This is a genomic window from Veillonella parvula (assembly GCF_032577575.1).
Classification (GTDB): domain Bacteria; phylum Bacillota; class Negativicutes; order Veillonellales; family Veillonellaceae; genus Veillonella.
Map to the genome: position 1 here is coordinate 412,339 of NZ_JAWFVO010000003.1, position 21,032 is coordinate 433,370.

Annotated in this window: 15 protein-coding genes; 12 read left to right on the top strand and 3 right to left on the bottom strand. The window is 39.5% G+C overall.

Annotated elements, in window-relative coordinates; translation table 11 throughout:
* The first annotated feature begins 6 nt into the window (after window positions 1–6).
* Complete coding sequence (locus E7K77_RS07640; protein ID WP_325306127.1) at window positions 7–4,263, top strand: acyl-CoA dehydratase activase-related protein; 4,257 nt, start codon at window positions 7–9, stop codon at window positions 4,261–4,263.
* 861 nt (window positions 4,264–5,124) lie between these two features.
* On the opposite strand, the gene E7K77_RS07645 is transcribed toward E7K77_RS07640, so the two are convergent.
* Window positions 5,125–6,312 carry a multidrug effflux MFS transporter gene (locus E7K77_RS07645; RefSeq protein ID WP_287528715.1) on the bottom strand — a complete coding sequence of 396 codons (1,188 nt, stop codon included), beginning with the start codon at window positions 6,310–6,312 and terminating at the stop codon, window positions 5,125–5,127.
* A 455-nt stretch (window positions 6,313–6,767) separates the two neighbouring features.
* On the opposite strand from E7K77_RS07645, the gene E7K77_RS07650 reads away from it, so the two are divergent.
* Window positions 6,768–6,974, top strand: coding sequence for a PepSY domain-containing protein (locus tag E7K77_RS07650; RefSeq protein ID WP_325306283.1), 207 nt, complete (start codon window positions 6,768–6,770; stop codon window positions 6,972–6,974).
* An 87-nt stretch (window positions 6,975–7,061) separates the two neighbouring features.
* Here E7K77_RS07650 and E7K77_RS07655 read toward each other — a convergent pair whose 3' ends face one another.
* Window positions 7,062–8,699: an L-lactate permease gene (locus E7K77_RS07655; protein WP_325306126.1), complete on the bottom strand. Its 1,638-nt coding sequence runs from the start codon at window positions 8,697–8,699 to the stop codon at window positions 7,062–7,064.
* Between the two features lie 295 nt (window positions 8,700–8,994).
* On the bottom strand, window positions 8,995–10,134 hold the full coding sequence (locus E7K77_RS07660) for an Ldh family oxidoreductase (protein ID WP_004698291.1): 1,140 nt from the start codon (window positions 10,132–10,134) through the stop codon (window positions 8,995–8,997).
* Between the two features lie 580 nt (window positions 10,135–10,714).
* Between E7K77_RS07660 and E7K77_RS07665 the strand changes: the two genes are divergently transcribed.
* The 10 genes from E7K77_RS07665 to argS all read left to right on the top strand — a co-directional run bounded on the left by E7K77_RS07665 (window position 10,715) and on the right by argS (window position 21,031).
* The gene (locus E7K77_RS07665) at window positions 10,715–12,718 is read left to right on the top strand and encodes a molybdopterin-containing oxidoreductase family protein (RefSeq protein WP_325306125.1); all 2,004 of its coding nucleotides are present in this window, start codon (window positions 10,715–10,717) and stop codon (window positions 12,716–12,718) included.
* 208 nt (window positions 12,719–12,926) lie between these two features.
* Entirely contained in the window at window positions 12,927–14,258 is a 1,332-nt protein-coding gene (gene brnQ, locus E7K77_RS07670) for a branched-chain amino acid transport system II carrier protein (RefSeq protein WP_325306124.1), read from the top strand.
* Window positions 14,259–14,407: 149 nt separating this feature from the next.
* Window positions 14,408–15,481 (top strand): iron-containing alcohol dehydrogenase family protein, encoded by a 1,074-nt coding sequence (locus tag E7K77_RS07675; protein WP_325306123.1) that lies wholly within the window; start codon window positions 14,408–14,410, stop codon window positions 15,479–15,481.
* A 44-nt stretch (window positions 15,482–15,525) separates the two neighbouring features.
* Window positions 15,526–15,762, top strand: a complete 237-nt coding sequence (locus E7K77_RS07680) for a DUF1653 domain-containing protein (protein WP_004698254.1) — start codon at window positions 15,526–15,528, stop codon at window positions 15,760–15,762.
* A gap of 8 nt (window positions 15,763–15,770) precedes the next feature.
* On the top strand, window positions 15,771–16,547 hold the full coding sequence (locus tag E7K77_RS07685; protein WP_004695003.1) for an HAD family hydrolase: 777 nt from the start codon (window positions 15,771–15,773) through the stop codon (window positions 16,545–16,547).
* A gap of 136 nt (window positions 16,548–16,683) precedes the next feature.
* Window positions 16,684–17,592, top strand: a complete 909-nt coding sequence (locus tag E7K77_RS07690) for a DUF3829 domain-containing protein (RefSeq protein ID WP_101928489.1) — start codon at window positions 16,684–16,686, stop codon at window positions 17,590–17,592.
* 212 nt (window positions 17,593–17,804) lie between these two features.
* Window positions 17,805–18,446 carry a peptidylprolyl isomerase gene (locus tag E7K77_RS07695; protein ID WP_008602382.1) on the top strand — a complete coding sequence of 214 codons (642 nt, stop codon included), beginning with the start codon at window positions 17,805–17,807 and terminating at the stop codon, window positions 18,444–18,446.
* A gap of 124 nt (window positions 18,447–18,570) precedes the next feature.
* Window positions 18,571–18,822 carry a GIY-YIG nuclease family protein gene (locus E7K77_RS07700; protein ID WP_012864827.1) on the top strand — a complete coding sequence of 84 codons (252 nt, stop codon included), beginning with the start codon at window positions 18,571–18,573 and terminating at the stop codon, window positions 18,820–18,822.
* A gap of 51 nt (window positions 18,823–18,873) precedes the next feature.
* Complete coding sequence (locus E7K77_RS07705; protein WP_004695011.1) at window positions 18,874–19,332, top strand: DUF1934 domain-containing protein; 459 nt, start codon at window positions 18,874–18,876, stop codon at window positions 19,330–19,332.
* Window positions 19,298–21,031: an arginine--tRNA ligase gene (gene argS, locus E7K77_RS07710; protein ID WP_004698104.1), complete on the top strand. Its 1,734-nt coding sequence runs from the start codon at window positions 19,298–19,300 to the stop codon at window positions 21,029–21,031. The genes E7K77_RS07705 and argS overlap by 35 nt, the downstream gene beginning before the upstream one ends.
* The last annotated feature ends 1 nt before the right edge of the window (window position 21,032 follow it).

Consider the following 21,032-nt stretch of genomic DNA (forward strand, 5'->3'; position numbering starts at 1 on the left):
GTATTTATGCAGCACATGCTACGCATGGGGATTGACGTGGGGTCTACAACGGTTAAAGTTGTATTATTGGACGAACACGATAATTATTTGTATAAAAAGTACATACGCCATTATGCAAACATATTGGACACAGTATATACCTTGTTACAAGAGGCTCAAGTTGGTCATGAAGACGCTCTTGTTCATGTATGTATTACTGGTTCTGGTGGGATGGCTATGGCCGAAAAGGTGCGCATCCCATTCGTACAAGAGGTTATTGCTGAAACGCGAGCTGTGAAAGCCCTCTATCCAGAGACAGACGTTATCATCGAACTTGGTGGTGAAGATGCGAAGGTTACGTATTTAGGTCAAACTGCAGAACATCGTATGAATGGCTCCTGTGCTGGTGGTACGGGCGCTTTTATTGACCAAATGGCGACTTTATTGCAGACAGATGCATCTGGCCTTAACCAATTAGCCATGAATGCTGATACGATTTATCCAATTGCGGCACGCTGTGGCGTATTTGCTAAAACAGACGTACAAGCTTTGTTAAACCAAGGCGCATCTCATGAAAATATTGCAAAATCTGTATTCCAAGCAATTGTAAATCAAACGATTGCTGGCCTTGCATGCGGTCATAAAATCGAAGGTAATGTAGCGTTCCTTGGCGGCCCGTTGACATTCTTGTCTGAATTACGCCAATGCTTCTGCGATACCTTAGAGCTAGATGAAGCGCATCGCATTATCCCTGAAAATGGTGAATTGTTCATCGCTTTAGGGGCGGCATTGATGAAAGATGAGTGCCGTGAGATTACGGTTGGTCAATTGACAAAGGAAATCGGTGCACTTATTGGTATTCCTATGGAAGCTACAGACCGTGTGGATCCGCTATTTAAAAATGAACAAGAATTAGAAGAGTTCCGAGCTCGTCACGCTAAGGCGGTAACGCCAAAGGCGAATATCGAGGATGCTCAAGGTCCTTGTTACCTTGGTATTGATGCTGGCTCTACTACTCTTAAGGTAGTTCTTATCAATAGCAACAAGGAAATTATCTTCTCTCACTATGGTCCTAACCATGGTAAACCGTTAGAAAAATCTCGTGAAATCATCGAGAAAATATATGAATTATTGCCAAAAGGCGCCTATATTGCACACTCTGGCGTAACCGGCTATGGTGAGGCCTTTCTTAAACGCGCCCTCGGCATTGATATAGGCGAAGTAGAAACGATGGCTCACTATCGTGCGGCTCGATTCTTCTGCCCTGATGTATCCTTTATCTTGGATATTGGCGGTCAAGATATGAAATGCTGTAAGGTTCGTGATGGGTACATCGAAGATATCGTATTGAACGAAGCTTGCTCCTCTGGTTGCGGTTCTTTTATTGATACATTTGCATCCGGTCTACGAATTCCTATCGATCAATTCGCAAAAGAAGGATTATTGGCACCTATGCCAATCGATTTAGGCTCTCGTTGTACCGTATTTATGAACTCTAAGGTTAAGCAGGCTCAAAAAGAAGGTGCTACGGTACAAGATATCGCAGCAGGTCTTGCTTATTCTGTAATTAAAAATGCCCTTTATAAGGTTCTTAAGGTGAAAGATCCTAAAGAATTAGGCGATCATATCGTTGTACAAGGTGGTACGTTCTATAACGAATCCGTTTTGCGTGCCTTTGAGAAATTGATGGGCGTAGAGGTGATTCGCCCTGACGTATCTGGGTTGATGGGTGCATACGGTATGGCTCTTCTTGCAGCGGAAACGGCGGAAGAGTTACAAAAGGGTGAAAGTACATTGCTAGATAGTGAAGGTCTTAATTCTTTACAAGTATCTACGACAATGCGCAATTGTGGCCTTTGCCCAAATAACTGCATGCTTACTATCAACGCTTTCTCCGATGGTCGTACATACGTAACGGGCAACCGTTGTGACCGTGGCGCTGGCGATATGATTCAAGAGAAACGTAAGCCAGTTCCTAACTTGGTAGATGTAAAATTACGTCGTTACTTTGATTACTACTTGAAGAAAAATATTCCCGAGTTTGAAGGTAAAATGCGCGTAGGTATTCCTCGCGTTCTCAACATGTATGAGGATTTTCCATTCTGGTTCACATTCTTCAATAGCTTGGGTTATGAAGTAATCCTTTCAGATTATACGACTAAGGATCAATACAATAAGGCTATCGATACAATTCCATCCGATACAGCTTGCTATCCTGCAAAAGCTGTACATGGTCATATTCGAGATTTAGCGAATGCACAGGTAGACTTTATTTGGTACCCTTGTATTCAACATGGCCCTAAGGAATTTAGTCGCGACAATAATTACCATTGTCCAATGGTTATTTCCTATCCAGAACTTATCAAAAATAATATGCAAGAGGTATTGGGCGATACTCCATTCCACGCACCATTCTTGCCGTTAGCTGATAAAAAATCCCTTGTTCCGGCCCTTGTGAAAGCATTGGATTTTTTAAACTTAAAGAAGAAGGATATTGCTAAGGCTGTAGACCTCGCTTGGGAAGAGCAGGAAAACTGTAAAGCGTCTTACCGTGAAACGACAAAGAAAACTGTGTCTCGCCTCGTGGCAGAACAAATTCCGACAATCGTATTGGCTGGCCGTCCATATCATTTGGACTCCGGTATTAACCACGGTATTCCTGAACTTATCACATCTCTTGGTATGGCTGTTCTTACAGAAGATGGCGTTGCACCATTAGGCAATGAAATCAAGCATTTACGTGTTGTAGACCAATGGTCCTACCATAGTCGCCTATATCGTGCCGCTGAATTTGTAAGTAGAACTGAAGGATTCCAAATTGTAGAGCTTAACTCCTTTGGTTGTGGCCTTGATTCCATCGTAGCAGATCAGGTAAAAGATATACTTTCAGCAAATCACAAAATCCATACCTTGCTCAAAATCGATGAAGGTACAAACCTTGGCGCCGTGACAATCCGTTTGCGTTCATTGCAATCTGTAATGGAACGTAGCTTGCGTCGTCATCATAATCCTGAGGCGCCGGAAGAGGTAGTGGTAGAGAAATTACCAACTTACGATTACAATCGCGTTGTCTTCACAGAAGAAATGCGTAAGACTTATAAAATTTTGGTGCCACAAATGTCACCATTGCATTTTAGCCTTTTAGAGCCAGTACTCAAAAATGAAGGATATGACTTTGAAATGTTGCCAGCGCCTACGCGTGACGATATCGAAGTGGGTTTAAAATACATTAATAACGATGCATGTTACCCAGCGATTATCGTTGTAGGGCAGCTCATGTCCGCACTATTATCCGGTAAATATGATGTAGATAAGACGGCTGTTATCATCTCTCAAACTGGTGGTGGTTGTCGTGCTACAAACTACATCGGTTACTTACGTAAAGCATTGATTGATGCTGGTATGAAACAAGTACCTATTCTATCTCTTAATGCGAGTGATATGGAACGCCAACCAGGCTTCAAATTGACAAAAGGCTTCTTACATCGCATGATTCAAGCCGTAGTATACGGGGACGCTATCATGCAATGCGTATTGGCTACACGCCCATACGAAAAGAACCCTGGTTCTACCGATGCATTATGTGATTATTGGATTAAAAAATTACGTGATAATATTACATCTGCAAGCCTTCGTCAATACAACAAGTATATTAAAGAAATCATTCATGACTTTGATAACTTGCCAGTCAACAAGGATGTACAGAAACCTCGTGTTGGCGTCGTAGGGGAAATTTACGTTAAATTCCATCCAAGTGCTAACAATCATATTAATGAGCTTATCGAAAAGGAAGGCGGCGAAGTCGTTACATCTGGCTTGCTAGATTTCTTCTTGTATTGTGCAATGGATAGCACATACCGTGCTAAGCACCTTGATGGTACATGGCTATCTGGCTTCTTTGGTACATTGGCTCGTGAAGCTCTTGAGCTCTACCGCTTGCCATATGCAAAAGCCGTAGCAGCGTCAAAACACTTTGACCCGCTACAACGTATGACAGAAGTAGCAAAAGAAGCAGCCCAATTCATCGGACTTGGTAACCAATGTGGTGAAGGCTGGTTCCTCACAGGAGATATGATTGACCTTATCGAAAAAGGAGCTAAGCAAATTGTATGCTTACAACCATTTGGCTGTTTACCAAACCACGTAACAGGTAAAGGCATGGTGAAAACACTATCCGCTGCCTACCCAGACGTGCGAATCGCAGCTATCGACTACGATCCAGGATCCAGTGCAGTAAACCAAGCAAACCGATTGAAACTACTACTATCGACAATGTTTGAATAAGGGTGCTCTGTTATATTTTCAATGGGGCCCCGTGACAACTACATAACACTAGTATAGAAAAAACACAGCCCTCTTTTGGCTCAGTACGGCGCTACGCTTCGTAAAATCGCTGCAGAGAGGGCTGTGTTCTTTTCTATATACACCTGTTATGAAGCTGTCCCATTGAAAATATAACTAGTGCAGTGGGGAGGAGTTGGGATGGAATTTAGTGAATAAGCGATAAGGTCTCTTACATTTTATAATGGGGTCAGATGATAACTGCATATTATTAGTATAGAAAAAACACAGTCCTCTCTTGGCTCAGTACGGCGCTACGCTTCGTAAAATCGCTGCAGAGAGGGCTGTATTCTTTTCTATATACGCTAATTATGAAGATGTCCCATTATAAAATGTAAATGATTCAATCTACTGTATATCTAATAGCTCCATCGTTTTTTTATCTCATTATTCACAAAAAATTCGCAATACATCTAACGGAAAAAGAGGAGAGAGGGCTGTGTTCTTTTCTATAAACGCTCGCTATGAAGATGTCCCATTGAAAATATAACTGGATAGAGGAGGGGGAGAAATGTGGAGATGTGCCTATGGCACATCTCCTTTCTCCTACAATCAGTTGTGTAGGTGGTTTTCGTTATTATGCCTAGGTGTTTGTAGAGTTAAAGAATTAATCTATTTTGAAATATGCTTGTAAAGTCCCGCAATGGGACGCCTTCACAGGTAGTGTTAATATAAATAAGATACCCCTTTACGAAGCGATTTTACGAAGTACTGAGCAAGGAAAGGGGTTTCTTATTTATATACTAATATTATTCTGTTGTAGTCGGGCCCCATTGTGGGGCTTATACAAATGTGTAAAAGAGATTAATCTTTTTCTACCAAACCATATAGGCACAATAAGGAAAGCACTGCACATACTAGCATTGTAATCCCCATGGGAATCCCCGTATATTCCCCACCAATACCAACTAATGGAGATACGATTCCTGCAGAGAACATGCTAGCAAAGCCAAGTACTGCAGAGGCACTTCCAGCCATTTTACCGTATTTAGCCATTGCCATAGAGAAAGAGGCAGAGCCAAATAGGGATACTGTACATACGGTAAAGAATAGAATGGCCGTTACAGGAATAAGTGGCCATTCGAAAAGCATAGCTATTAAGAATAGCAAGGAGCCGATTGTTAGTTGCCAGAGGGCAAATGTTAGTAATTGTCGAACTGTGATTACATTACTTAATCTAGCGCTTATGGCACTAGCTAAGATAATACCACAGCTATTGATACCAAAGAGATAGCTAAATTCTTGTGCAGATAGCTGGAAGATGTTTTGGTATACAAAGGATGAACCTGAGATATACGCAAAGAATCCACCAAAAGCAAAGAATTGGATTAGTGTTTGCCCAAGGAATCGCTTATCTTTAATAAGCGTAATGTAGTTCTTTGTAGCAGTTGCAACGCCACCTGTAACGCGTTTTTCTTTAGGTAAGCTTTCACGGAAGAGAAGAGATCCCACTAATAGAATAGCAGAAAATATTGCTAAAATAACGAAGATAACGCGCCATGTAGTGAATAGTAATAATTGACCGCCGATGAGCGGAGCGATTACTGGCGCCAAACCGTTAACCATCATGAGCAATGCAAAGAGTTTAGTCAATTCTTGACCAAATGCAAAATCTCGAGCGATGGCCTTAGCAATTACAACGCCCACAGATCCTGTTAAACCTTGTAGAAATCTTCCGAGTAAAAGTATTTCAATGCTTGGTGCATAAGCACAGATTATGCTAGAGATAACGCAAAGTAAGTTGCCTGTTATAAGAGGCAACTTGCGGCCCATAGTATCACTAATAGGACCTCCAAATAATTGACCTAATGCAACACCAAAAGTCATCACACCAATGGTCATTTGAATATTTGATGCAGATGTATTTAGTTCACTAGGCATAATTGGTAATGCTGGTAAATATAAATCTGTTGCAAGTGGTGTGATGGCTGTCAACAGACCAAGGAATACTACTAAGATGAAAGAGACCTTAGCAGAACTTTCTTGAGTCATAAAACCCTCCTATACTAAAGTGAGAAAAATAAAAGTCTGCGAATCGCACTTCGCAGACTGCATTTAATTTTGCCTTATAATGAGAAGTATTGTAACATAATTTGATAAATTATTCTATAGATTTATATGTAAAAGTTTTTTCTATTCTAGCCCATATATACTTCTAGCCTTTATATACTATTTTACTTAGGTTAAATTTTTGTATTTATATATAAAATATTTTTATGAGTATATAAATAATAACATAGCGTATAGTGTTTGTGAGGTGGTTGTATATCAAAAGTTCGTGTTTGATGTACTTCGATTTATAGATTAGAATAAATGTATAGAGTAAATCTAAAAAAATCAGTATAATTTATCGTATATAGGAGGTTATTATGAGAAAATTTATGAAAGCCTTGGTATTGGCTGCTGTTGCTGCTGTTGGATTGACAACATTTGCGTCTGCTTAAGGTATTGGTGATCAAGAGGCCTTAAATCGTGCATTGGGATGTGTGCCAGGAGCAACACAAGCTAATGTCACTGAATTTGGGCATGACTATGATCATGGTAGATTGGAATACGAAGGTGAAATTCGATACAATGGTTACGAATATGACTTTAAAATCGATGCAGCTAGTGGTAACTTCACAAAATGGGAAGTTGAACGCAAGTATTTCTAATTTTATTTAGTAGAATAAAAATATAGTATCTTGATATAAATAAAAAGAACAGCTCATTACGAGCTGTTCTTTTTGCTTCATTAATTCTTAGAAAAAGAAGTGGTGAATTTCATGGATGAAATGTTGACCGAAGAAGGAGATACAACCATGCATAACGATGAAGATCAAGAAGTATTTGAATGCGCTGTTCATGATAACGCTTGCTTCGATTTCATGTTCTAGTTTATGAGCTTCTTCAGCACTGATTTCTTTGTGGTTTTCTAGGTATGCTTTTAAAGCAGGTCCTACGGCACCAATAGAAATCGCGATGGATTGTGGGGACAACATTTTGCCGATACCAGCTGCACCGGAGTTAACTGCTGCCAACCAGAAGCCAAGGTCTTCGAAGTTTGTAGGATCTAAACCTTGAGCTGCAGCGATTTGAAGTGGACCAAACAATACGTTGGAGTTTGTACCAGAACCAGTTAAGAATGCACCCAACGCACCCACGATAGGAGCGAATAGAGGATACAATGTACCTGTACCAGCAACCATTGCTTTTGCAATGTCTGCAGTCATACCAGAGTAAGTCATCAATTTAGCTGTCATAACAACTGTGATGATTGTAAGGTATGTGAATTTCAAGTTTTTAACTGTGCTACCCAATGTACCGAAGATTTCGCCAGCTTTTGCTTTTTGGATGAAACCACCAACAATACCAGCGATAAAAATCATAATACCAGGAGTTGCAATCCATACGAATGTGTAAGGTTTTGCACCAGCACCTTGATAAATAGGTACAGATGTTTTAATGGACGCAAGAGGACCATTAATTGCAGGGAACAATTTAGAAGTTAATAACAATAATACGAAGATTAAGATGAATGGCATTGCAGCTACAAGGCCTTCGCCACCAGAAACTTTAGGGACTTCGCCAGTTTGTTTAACTGCGTATTTAGGATCATTAGGAGGCATGATTTTTGCACAACCAATGATAACTGCCATGATAACGATGGATGCAGAAATTACGGATAATTCTGGACCCATTACAGCGTTGATTACAGTTTCAGGAACTGCTAATGCTAAACCAGAAAGCAATGTTACAAGGAATACGCCTTTTAACGCTTTAATACCGCCACCAATAATCATAACAACAAAGAATGGAGCGATAAGGTTAAGCAAGAACAATTGTACGGAAATGAATGTACCTAAATGGCTTGGATCAAGGTTTGTTAAGGATGCCAATGTAGTTGTTGGAATCCCGATAGAACCAAATGTTGTTGGTACGGAGTTTGCAACGAGACATGCGATGATAGATTCAAGTGGGTCAAAACCTACGGCAACCATCATAGCTGCAGGAATTGCAACGGCAGTACCGAAGCCAGCCATACCTTCCATGAAGGCACCAAAGCCCCATGCAAGTAGTAATGCAAGTACACGAGTATCAGATGTTACAGAAGAAAGCATGGTTTTAATAGTTTCCATTGCTTTCGTATGTACTACCAAGTTATAAACGAAGATAGCAGCTGTAATAACTAATAGGATTGGCCAGATTGCCAATGCGGCACCTTCAAGGGCACCAGTGACCATAATAAATGGGTCAGCTTGGAATGCTGTAATAGCGATAATGAAAGAACCAATCGCAGCAACACTTGTTGCTTGCCATGCAGGTAATTTCAAGATGGATAACGCTACAATCAACCAAATGATTGGAGATAGCGCTAATAGAACGGTGATAGCACTCATTTCTAAGATCATCCTTTCAAGTAAAACAAAAATATATGCTCAACAGGACGACGTAGTTTAATCAATTTAATTGATGAATAAATCGCTATGATGTTAATTTGTAAAAGTTCAGTTAAAATAAAAGCTTACAATAAAATAACAGATATACTTATCATAAAAATTGATATAGTACATAAAATTTTTTAACCTCATAGCCTATGAGGTTAAAAACATAAGAGAGGGGACATAAACAGTGTTTATGTCCCCTTCTGTACTAACTACAAGTCCTTGTTAGGGCCATTACTAAGTTTAGGTATTAGTAGTTACCTTTGAACATTGTAGCAGGAGCTTCTGGTACATAATCGCCGAAGTAGGATTTGAAGTCTAGACCTAATTCATTGCAAAGGTCTTGAACTTCAAGCATTGTACCGTTAAGTACAGGGATGCCTTCAGCTTTAACTTTTTCAACGGATTCATGTTCTTTTTCGCCATGAGTATAGATACGATCTTGACCTTGAGCTTTAGGTGCTTCACGTAATTCTTGTAAGAATTGGGAGAAGTGTTTTTTGATTTCCGCAGGGTCACCGAAGAATTCAGGGTTGATAGCCATGAAGCCATGACAGATGTTGGATTTACCACCAACCATACATTTGTTGGAAGTACCACCTTGGGACAAGATAGAGGAGAACAACTCAGCAATCATGCCGTTACCATAACCTTTGTGACCGCCAAGAACTTCTGTAGCACCACCTAAAGGAAGGATACCGCCACCTTCATGACGGGAGATGTTGCCCAATACTTCAGCTGCATCAGTGGAAGGAACGCCGTCTTTATTAACAGCCCAGCCATCTGGAGTAGCTTTGCCCATTTTGTTGTACATTTCAAGTTTACCACGAGTTACTACTGTAGTGGAGCAATCGAAGAAGAAGTCAACTGGATCAGCTGGTACAGTCCAAGCGATAGGGTTAGAACCAAGCATAGCTTTACGAGCATATGTAGGAACCATGATTGCTTCGGAGTTTGTACAAGAGAAACCGATTAAGCCTTGGTCGGATGCCATTTTAGCATAGTAACCAGCGATACCGTAGTGGTTGGAGTTACGTACAGATACGATACCAACACCGGATTTTTTAGCTTTTTCGATAGCCATTTCCATAGCTTTATGACCCAATAATTGACCCATGCCGTCATGACCGTCGATAACTGCAGAAATTGGAGTTTCTTTTACGATTTCAGGTTTAGCATCGATTTTAATCAAGCCATTAGTGATACCTTTATGGTAACGAACCATACGTTGCATACCATGGCTTTGAATACCGAACAAGTCAGAAGTCAAAAGTACGTCTTGGATGATGTCAGCTTCTTTTTCGGAGAAACCAAATTTTTGGAAAGCGTCCATGCTCAATTTTTTTAGTGTTTCATAAGGGAATAACACAGTGTTTTTTGCGTCTGCCATCGTTAAAACCTCTTTTCAGAAAATATGTACCTGATATAGCTACTTCACATTAGATAACCATGAATTCAAAATGATTTCTTGTGAGTTCTATATCCTCTCAAATGACACTGTCAGTATAGCACAGAAACAAGTGAGATTGAATAGTCTTACAGTCTGAACGACATTACTAAATACGCATACGTACCGGTGATTTTTGTCACATAATCTATACGACACTATTAAAATGTCTGATTATACCTAAAACTATATGGTTATGACTTTTAGTAATGATTACATGATTTTTTTGAAGAATTTTGGTATTTTTATAGAACTTATTAGTATATCTGTTTAGGCATTGGACAAGAATGATAATGGATAGATATCGATAAAACTTGAAATGTTTAACTACATATATCAAAATAAATGATGAGGTCATAAATGTAATGTGATAATTGAATGCATTGATATACATAAAATAATCATTTCTAAAACCTTTTTAATTCAGAATATGTGCAAAAGGTTATACTTATACGAGTCATACTATAATATAATATAAATATACATCCTATAGTTTATACAATTTATAAGCGAGGTGCTTATCATGAAAGAATATAAATCTGTATGCCCTTACGATTGTCCTGATGCATGCGGACTCATTGTATCAGTCGATAATAATAAAGTAATATCTGTTCGAGGGGATAGAGCACATGCTTTCACAAGAGGTACACTATGCCCTAAGGTGGCACATTATGAAAAAGTAATACATTCTCCGTTGCGCTTGCAGTATCCTATGAAGCGTGTTGGTAAAAAGGGCATTGGTGAAGATCAGTACACTCGTATTAGTTGGGATGAAGCCCTTGATGCAATTGTCAATAATTTCAAAGAAACTATTGATACTTATGGCAGTGAAAGTATTTTGCGCTACTCTTACGCGGGGACAATGGGGGTTATTCAGAGTCCTGCGGCAGATTATTTCTTCCGTCGCATTGGTGCTACAGACCAAGACCGAGGTATTTGCTCTCCTGCCAAACAGGCGGGATTCCGCTCTGTTTACGGTGATACCTTAGCGATTAAACCACAAGAGGCGCAACATAGTGATTTTATCGTCTTGTGGGGCATGAATGCGACAGCCACAGATGTTCATATCTTACATGATGTGAATATAGCAAAAAAGAAGGGTGCTCGTGTTTGGATTATCGATACTCATAAAACCTATACTTTCAGCCAAGCTCATGAGCATATTTACGTTAAACCAGGTAGTGATGGAGCGCTAGCATTAGGTATGCTTCATATCATTCATCGTGACGGTTTGGCGGATACAGATTTTATTAAGGAACATGTTCAAGGCTACGATGAGCTGGTAAAAGGGGTGTTGCTTAATTTTACGCCGGAGAAAGCATCTGATATTTGTGGTGTTTCCGTGGATCGTATGACTGAGTTCGCTCATGCATACGCTACATCAAAAGCGCCGTTTATCCGTCTCGGCAGTGGTTTGTCTCGATATGGTAATGGTGCTATGACATGCCGTGCTATTAATGCCTTGCCTGCTGTGGTTGGAGCATGGCAATATCTTGGAGGTGGATTACTATCGAGTGCAAGTGGTAGTAAATTTATTGGCAAAGATGTGATGCAACAGGCTCATGTTCATGCGCCTGCTAAACGATTGATGCCTATGATTAAACTTGGGGAGATGCTTACAAATCCCGAAGAAGTTGGCGTTCATAGCTTATATGTGTTTTCCTCAAATCCTGCTATTACAGCACCTAATCAAAATGTGGTTCGTAAAGGTTTGATGCGTAATGACTTATTCACAATTGTGCATGAGCGTTTTTTTACGGATACCTGTAAATATGCGGATATTATTTTGCCGGCCACAACATCTGTAGAGCATGATGATATTTATAATTCTTATGGTCATTACACAATTGGTACGGGTTACAAATTGATTGATCCAGTTGGGGAGTCTCGTTCCAATTGGCAAGTTATCGCCGAGTTAGCAAAACGTATGGGGTTGGAGGATGCATTCTTTAACCTTAGTGAAAGAGAGCTTATTGAACAAATTGTGCACACTTCGAGTCGTATATCCAAGAGTGACCAAGATTTGATTCTAACAGGTGAGCCTGTGGAAATGACGGTATCAGAAGATTATAAAATGGATTTCAAAACTCCATCTGGGAAAATCGAGCTATATAATCCACATGATGCAGAACCATTGATTCGGTATGTACCTCCGTATGGTGACAATGCACCGTTTTGGCTCATAATTGGCAATGATATTCGTATATTGGACTCCAGTTTCTGCGAACTAGAATTTAATGATCCTGAGTTGATGAAACTTCGCATTCATCCAGAAGATGCAAAAATGTATAACATAAATGATGGTACTGAGGTAGAAATTTATAACGATCGTGGTAGTGTAAAAATTAAAGCATACTATGACGATGAAGTGCAGAGAGGTACATTGGTAACCCTCGGTGTATGGTGGCAATCTCAATCAAGTGATCCTCACGTGGCAATCAATGCGCTTACCGCAGATCGTCCTACAGATCAGGGATGGGGAAGTACCTTTTATGATGTACAAGTCCATATAAGAAATCTTTTGTAGATAATAGTTTATTACCATATCATGAACGAATATGTATAAGATGTGTGATGTCACATGCTTTTACAGCTATATTTAAAAATTAAATCCTTTTACTTATGGGAATAACATTATACGGATATAGAATAGTGAGGATATTTTTCTTGTATACCTTAGCTCCTTTAGATTATAATGGTAATATTATTTTATTGACCTAAAGGGGGTTACATTTATGAATGGTAACGACAATCTGTCGACCCGTGCCTATTTGGCTATAGGTATGATGTTATTTGCTCTATTCTTTGGGGCAGGAAATTTGATTTTCCCAGCGGCCTTAGGTCAACAAGCTGGTGATAATGTAGGTTGGGCTTTGCTCGGCTTCGTATTAACTGGTGTAGGCCTTCCACTCTTAGGTGTTGCAGCGATGGGTTACTCTTCCTGTAAAGATGTTGAAGAACTTGCAAGTCGTGTTCATCCGATTTATGGCTTGTTGTACACAATTTCTTTATACTTGAGTATTGGTCCAATGTTTGCGACGCCGCGTACTGGTACTGTAGCTTATGAAATCGCTATTAAACCTTTTGCTGAAGGTTTAAGCATGAATATGGAACCAATTTTCTTGGCTTTATTCTTTGGTATTTCTTTGTGGCTATCCATTAGTCCGCAAAAGCTTGTTAACCGTATCGGTAATATTTTGACACCAGCTTTACTACTTGTAATTCTGTTGTTAATTGTTAAATCCTTTATTACTCCGCTTGGTAATTATGCGGTACCACAACCAGCATATAGTGATGCACCAACAGCTGTGTTGCAAGGTTTCTTAGATGGCTACAATACGATGGATGCCTTGGCTTCCGTAGTTTTTGCTATTCTTGTGATCGATTTTGTACGCCTTAGTGGTGCTACCTCTCGTGCTGTGATTACAAAAACAGTAATGGAAGTAGGTGCTATTGCGGTAGGCCTTCTTGGTATTGTTTACGTATTTATTGCTAACATCGGTGCTACAAGTGTTGAACGCTTTGGCTTATTCGAAACAGGTGCTCCTGTATTGTCAGTAAGTGCTAACTATTTGTTTGGTGAATTTGGTCAAGTCATCTTGGCTATCATCGTTTTGTTAGCTTGCTTGTCTACAAGTATCGGCCTTATCACTTCTTGCGGTACGTATTTCCACAAGCTGACACCAAAGATTAGCTACAAATTATATGTAGTAATTTTCTCTCTAGCGGCCTTTGGCCTTAGTATGTTTGGCTTGAAAACAATCATCAGTGCAGCAATCCCTGTGTTGATGCTCTTGTATCCGTTGACTATCGTAATTATTTTGTTGGCGCTTCTTCATAATGTGTTTGGTGGCCGTCGTTGCGTATATGCATGGACTATGGCTTTCACAATGATCTCCGCCCTCATGACTGGTCTGGAAACTGCAGGTATTGCACCTACAGTTTTGGAACAGCTTTTTGCTCAATATATTCCATTCCAAAGTGCTGGTATGGGCTGGGTGAGCTTTGCGGTATTAGGCTTCGTTGTAGGCCTTATCCATAAAGGTCTTGCTTCCGATAATAAGTAATAAAGATAAAGGCTCTATGCTTTCATTTTGTGAGAGTATAGAGCCTTTTTATGTTTTGATTGTTGTCATATAAAATTGATTTTGTGTGTAGAAGTTTCTATAATAAGGATAAATAAGGATATAAATGATAAAAGAAGGAAGGAAATTTTATGCGTAGTACTCATTGTTTACCAAGTTATAGTTTTGGCGGTCACGATGTATTTGACGCCATTCCACAATTTACAAAATTATACGGCAGTTCTGTGGCCATTATTGGTGGTGAAACAGCATTATCTAAGGCGTTACCACATCTCCAACCCGTACTTGATAAGGCGGATATTAAGGTGTTGGACGTGATTCACTTTGGCGGTGAATGTACCTTTGCTCGAGGTAAGGAACTTGCCCGTATGGAATCTGTGAAAGCTGCAGACTTTCTTTTTGCTGTAGGTGGTGGTAAGGCCATGGATACAGTAAAAGTAGTAGCTATAGAGTTAGATGATAAACCATTCTTTACAATTCCAACCATTGCGTCTACTTGTGCGGCAACGTCAGAAGTGGCAGCTGTATACACGGCAGATCATACTTTTGATGACGTAGCTTTTGTAAATCATCCTCCTGTGCACTGCTTTATTGATGCTGATATTCTCGTAGAAGCACCAAGCCGTTACTTGTGGGCAGGAATGGGAGATACTATTGCAAAACACTATGAAACTCATCTTTCTGCTCGCAATCGCGAGCAAGACTATAATACTCAGTTAGGCCTTACTCTAGCTTCTATGTGTAGTGAACCAATTTTAGCACATGGTATACAAGCCTATAAAGATAGTCAAGCTAATAAACGTAGTGATGCCTTTGATACCATTGCTATGACTGTTATCTTTACTACCGGTGTTGTATCAGGTTGTGTTCCTATGGCATATAATAGCAACATGGCTCATGCTGTATGTTATGGCTGTGTTACTAATAAAGAAACAGAAGAAAATCATTTGCATGGTGAAATAGTAGCTTATGGCTTACTTATTTTGTTAACCGTTGACCAACAAATGGATGAATTACAACGGTGGTTGCCAGTATATCGCGAATTAGGTTGGCCTACTAAACTTTCACAATTAGATCTTACTGCATCGCATATTCCTCAAATTGTTGAAAAGGCTACATCTGTTCATGATATTGATGTATCTCCATATAAAATTACAGCAGATATGTTGACTAAGGCTATTCAATATATGGAATCTCTTGATTAATATGGTTTGTAACTATTTGTGTATGTTATGTGATGAGGTTATAAATGCAAGAAATTGTAAAGGGTGGCTTATATCGTCATTTTAAAGGCATGTACTATTACGTGTTAGATGTTGCAACTCATTCGGAAACGAGTGAACAGTTCGTGGTATATCAAAAATTATATGATCAACGTGACTTATATGTACGACCACTAGATATGTTTTTGAGTGATGTGGACCATGAAAAATATCCAGATGTAAAACAAAAAGAGCGGTTTAAGCTGATGAGTGGACGTGATTAGGAGGGCCTGTGGAGCAGAAGTTTTTCTTTTTCGATATCGATAATACCTTAGCTGTATGGCCTGAAGGTAAAATCCCTGAAAGTGCTCAATACAGTTTAGATGAGTTAAAGCGTCGTGGTCACCGTGTAGCCTTAGCAACTGGTCGTATTCAAGTGGATGCTAAGCGTTTCGCAGAGCAAGCAGGCCTTACTGATTTCGTAGCAGATGGTGGTCACAGTATCACTGTTAATAATGAATTGGTATCCATGATAGGTATGGATCGTGATGCATGTATTAAATATTTAGAGTATTTAGAATCACATAATATTCCTTGGGCCGTAACTGACCGTAATAAACTCGGTCGTATTACGCCGTATAAGGAAATTTTAGAGTGGCATCCAAATTGGGATGTATTTAAAACAACTGTAGACCCTAATTTTGACTTTCATAGTGTTGAAGAATTTTATAAGATTTATGTGTTTTTCAAGGAAGGAGAGGAAGAGGAGAAGGATATCGAGCATATGACACATAAGCTCATTCGTTATGGTGATGGCTGTGTTCTATATGAGCCTATGGAAAAGGCGTTGGGTATTCGTAATATGCTTGAACACTTTGGAATGAAGCCAAATCAAGCTGTTGTATTTGGTGATGGGTATAATGATTTGTCTATGTTTAGGCCTGAGTGGCTAAATATTGCTATGGGTAATGCGCGCCCTGAATTAAAGGCAAAGGCTGATTATATTACTACAGACTGTGATAAAGATGGCATTTATAATGCGTGTAAGCATTTTAAATGGATTGATTAATTATCGCTAATGCCCCTAAGCCAGGTGAAGTTTATATGAAGATTTATTTTTGTAGCTGTGGCTACAGAATTGGTGTAGTATAGTTAGTATAATGCGCTTAGTTCAATATTCATGTGTTAAAAGGAGAAGAGAAGATATGAACAATAAACGCAGATTATTTTCAACTTTACTTTGTGTAGCGGCATTGACAGCAGGTTTATTTGTTTCTGGTTGTGGCAGTGATAAAGCGGGTGGCATTGGCTCCGTAGTATCCTCCGTAGTTGATGGCGGTAGCGATGAGAAAGCAGCTGCTAAGCTTAATACACTTATTGATGCAACAAATCGCTTCAATGGTGATAATGCAACTTGGGGTCAAAACTATGCAGATAGTTTGGCTAAACTAAAGGGTGGTTTCCAAGAAGGTGCTATTGGTCGTCAACCTCACTATGATACTTTAAAAGATGCTTTGGAAAAATCTAAAAAAGAAGGTTCTACATTTAAAGAAGTTGACACAGAACGCGATAATGTATTAAATATTCTTAATGAATTAGTACCAACATTCAAAGATTTGAAAGCTTATGATGACTCTAAAGCCTACATGAACGATGGTGGTGCTAAAGGTAAAGAACTAGCAGCTAAATACGTAGCACAAGTAGAAAAATTTGATGCAGCTTATGCGAAGTTCAATGATGCTCTTAACAAAGCTAACACTGAACAAACTAAGAAACAAATCGAAAAATTGAAAAAAGACGGTAAAAAAGGCTATGCAGCAGCAATGGAATCTACGCTTCGCTTGACTACTCTTGTAGAAAATGTAGAAAAAGCTCCTAAAAATGCAGACAAACAAGCTGTAGAAAAAGAACTTAATGAAATTCAAACATTGCTTAAGAGCATAAATAATGATCGTGGAGAAGTGCTTGTTAACTCTTATAACTCTGTAGTTGGTTCTGTACGTCAAGTACTTACTGATGCAAATGAAAACAATCTTAACGACATGATTGAGAATTTCAATAATTATATTGAGTCTTATAATAATACAACTCCAGACCAATTTGACTCTAAATAATCGAATTAACTAAGTGATTAGTTGAGGCCTACAAAAACAGAGCTCCTTTGAAGCTCTGTTTTTTGTTGTTATATTATTTTTTTATATTTTTAATCTCAATAGTGCCATAATATGATATACTAAAAAAGAGCCGCTCATGGGTTGAGCGGTTTTTCTATGTAAATTTTAAATCTACATTTAGTTAAATATAATATTAGTATTTTGGGGGACATATGAACTGGAAACGCTTGGCTTTATGCGCAATGTTGGGGATTACAGTACTTAGTACAACAGCATGTAGTACCAAAACTGGGGAGCAACCACAAGGTAATACTGTGAAAGCAGAAACTGTGGCGATGCCTAATTTTACGAATGCGCCAATTGCAGATGAATATGCTATTTTTGATACAAACTATGGTCAATTTAAGGTTCGTTTGTTAGGGTCTAAAGCGCCGATTACGGTCAAAAATTTTGATTATCTCGTGAAAAAAGGCTTCTACAATGGTGTAACATTTCACCGCGTTATCGAAGGCTTTATGATTCAAGGTGGAGATCCTGATGGCACAGGTGCCGGTGGACCGGGCTATACAATTCCTGATGAATTCTCCAATGATTTACATTTCAATAAAATGGGCGTTCTAGCCATGGCTAACCGTGGTCCTAATACAGGAGGATCTCAATTTTTTATTACCTTGGGACCTACGGATTGGTTAGATAATAAACACACCATCTTTGGTACTGTAGTACAAGGCATGGATGTAGTTGAAAAAATCGGCAAGGTTAAAACCGGTCGCAATGATAAGCCAGTAGAACCAGTAATCATCAATACCATTACATTGGAGCCGATTACTGATGATGCGAAAAATGGCAAATAAGAAAAGTACTTCTCAAGAGTCTCTTTCTGGTGAATGCGCATCTACACAAGAGGTACAAGGTATAATTGTAGATTGTGATACAATCTTGAACGACGCTAGTGTTCAAGGCGATGAATCAAAAGAAATGCACTATATTTACTTAGTGCGTTGCTCTGATGATTCTTTGTATTGTGGATGGACTACAGATCTCAAACGTCGAATAGATGCTCACAATGGACATATCCCAGGCGGTGCAAAATATACGCGAGGACGTCGTCCTGTGACCTTGGTATATGCTGAAAGCTTTCACCAAAAACAAGAAGCACAACGCAGGGAATATGCTATTAAACGGATGACGAAGACTAAGAAATTGAGACTCATTAAGGGTGCAAAATAGTCCTTGATTATGGTATAATATGATGATTAATTACTACCACGGAGGTTGAAAATGAAGCGGGTTCTAGTGTCCGTAAAGAGTGTACAACGAGATATGGATGGCAAGGATACCGTAGTGGAACTGATTTCCCCAGGTACGTCACATGAAAAAGGTAATGCTCAATATGTGCGTTATGAAGAATCTAGTGTGACTGGATTGGATGGGGTTAAGACGACCATTAAAATTCATGATGATTCTATCGTGTTGCTCCGAACAGGGGCTGTCAATATGCGTCATCAATACGTCCGTGGTGAAGAACGTGAAGCCGTATATGAAACACCATATGGTGATTTACATATGGCTGTAAATACTCATGAATTAACAGTAGACTTTCATGATGGCGTAGGTCATGTTCATTTAGGATATGATATTTCCGTTGAAGGTGAATGGCAATTTTATAATCAGTTAGATATAGACGTGCGGGAGGATATAGAGCATGGACATGAAGGAAATCCTGAAATCGGGGATTGAACAGGCATTACAAGATACGATTAACAGCGGTGATTTGCCGGCTGGGGAATATCCAGAAATCGTTCTCGAAGTGCCACCTCAAAAGGAATTCGGTGATTTTTCTACAAACATCGCTATGCAATCCGCTCGTGTAGCTCGTCAAAATCCTCGAGCCATTGCTGAAGCTTTGATTAGTCATATGAATTTTGATTGGCTTGAACGTGCTGAGGTTGCCGGCGCAGGTTTTATTAATTTCTTTTTGAAATCTGATATGGTGTACGATACGTTAAAAGCCATTTTGAATGCTGGTACTGAGTATGGTGTTCAACCATTGCGTGCGCGCGATACAATTCAAGTAGAGTACGTAAGTGCAAACCCAACAGGTCCATTGCATGTTGGTCATGGTCGCGGTGCTGCGTACGGTAGTGCTCTTGTAAACTTGTTACGTGCAGCGGGTTATAATGTACAATCCGAGTACTATATCAATGATGCAGGTAATCAAATCGACAACATGGCTATTTCCATTGAGTACCGTTTCCAAGAGTTACAAGGTGCTACATTAGTATTCCCACCTAAACGCAATGAAGACGGTTCTATGCCTGAGTTCGATATTCCAGAAGGGGCTTTAGTGTTCCCTGAAAATGGCTATCGTGGCCCAGATATTATTGAAACAGCGAAAGCGATTGCAGAACGCGAAGGCTTTGATAAATTAAATGCTATGAACGAAGCAGATCGTGTAGCCTTGTTTAAGGAAGAGGGCTTAAAAGAAAAATTAGCTCGCTTAGAGGAAACATTAAGAAACTTCCGCGTTACTTTTGATAATTGGTTCTCTGAACGTACAGTTCATGAAACGGATGAGATTCATCATTCCGTAGAGGCATTAAAGGCCCTTGGCAAAGTTTATGAAAAAAACGGTGCTTTATGGTTAAAATCTACTGATTATGGTGATGATAAAGACCGCGTAGTTATTCGTGATAATGGGGTTCCTACATATTTGGCGGCAGATATTGCGTATCATCGCAATAAATTTGATCGTGGCTTTAAAGAAATGATTGATATTTGGGGCGCTGACCATCATGGCTATGTATGTCGTGTAAAAGCGGCTATGGCGGCATTTGGTTATGACCCTGATAAATTAACAGTATTGTTATTACAAATGGTAGCATTGTTCCGTGACGGACAACTTGTTAAATTGTCTAAACGTAGTGGTGATAGCGTTACATTAGATGAATTGATTGAAGAGGTTGGCGTAGATGCGTCTCGCTATTTCTTCTTGATGCGTTCCTTAGACAGCCAACTTGATTTCGATATTAACTTGGCAAAATCTCGCAGTAATGACAACCCGGTGTATTATATCCAATATGCTCATGCTCGTATTCACAGCATTTACAACCAAGTGCGTGAAGCTGGCATCGCATTTGGCGATTATAGTGAAACTGATTTCACAACACTTACAAGTGAAATGGAATTAGAATTAATTAAGAAATTAGCTGAATATCCGGAAGAGGTCGTTCAAGCTGCTGAACATCGTGCACCTCATCGTATTGCTCGGTACTTATACGATTTGGCAAGCATGTTCCATTCATTCTACCGTCAAGGTCGTATCATTGGCGTAGATCCAGCGTTGCAACAAGCTCGTCTTGGATTAATCACAGCGATTGCCCTCGTTCTTCGTCAAGGCTTGGGTATTTTAGGTATTTCCGCTCCGGAAAAAATGTAAT

Excerpts from the sequence above, each read along its gene's own strand:
- E7K77_RS07705 (WP_004695011.1), top strand. The coding sequence starts at position 18,874 with ATGAAGCGGGTTCTAGTGTCCGTAAAGAGTGTACAACGAGATATGGAT.
- E7K77_RS07690 (WP_101928489.1), top strand. The coding sequence starts at position 16,684 with ATGAACAATAAACGCAGATTATTTTCAACTTTACTTTGTGTAGCGGCA.
- brnQ (WP_325306124.1), top strand. The coding sequence starts at position 12,927 with ATGAATGGTAACGACAATCTGTCGACCCGTGCCTATTTGGCTATAGGT.
- E7K77_RS07640 (WP_325306127.1), top strand. The coding sequence starts at position 7 with ATGCAGCACATGCTACGCATGGGGATTGACGTGGGGTCTACAACGGTT.
- E7K77_RS07660 (WP_004698291.1), bottom strand. The coding sequence starts at position 10,134 with ATGGCAGACGCAAAAAACACTGTGTTATTCCCTTATGAAACACTAAAA.
- E7K77_RS07695 (WP_008602382.1), top strand. The coding sequence starts at position 17,805 with ATGAACTGGAAACGCTTGGCTTTATGCGCAATGTTGGGGATTACAGTA.
- E7K77_RS07680 (WP_004698254.1), top strand. The coding sequence starts at position 15,526 with ATGCAAGAAATTGTAAAGGGTGGCTTATATCGTCATTTTAAAGGCATG.
- argS (WP_004698104.1), top strand. The coding sequence starts at position 19,298 with ATGGACATGAAGGAAATCCTGAAATCGGGGATTGAACAGGCATTACAA.
- E7K77_RS07665 (WP_325306125.1), top strand. The coding sequence starts at position 10,715 with ATGAAAGAATATAAATCTGTATGCCCTTACGATTGTCCTGATGCATGC.
- E7K77_RS07655 (WP_325306126.1), bottom strand. The coding sequence starts at position 8,699 with ATGAGTGCTATCACCGTTCTATTAGCGCTATCTCCAATCATTTGGTTG.
- E7K77_RS07675 (WP_325306123.1), top strand. The coding sequence starts at position 14,408 with ATGCGTAGTACTCATTGTTTACCAAGTTATAGTTTTGGCGGTCACGAT.
- E7K77_RS07645 (WP_287528715.1), bottom strand. The coding sequence starts at position 6,312 with ATGACTCAAGAAAGTTCTGCTAAGGTCTCTTTCATCTTAGTAGTATTC.
- E7K77_RS07700 (WP_012864827.1), top strand. The coding sequence starts at position 18,571 with ATGCACTATATTTACTTAGTGCGTTGCTCTGATGATTCTTTGTATTGT.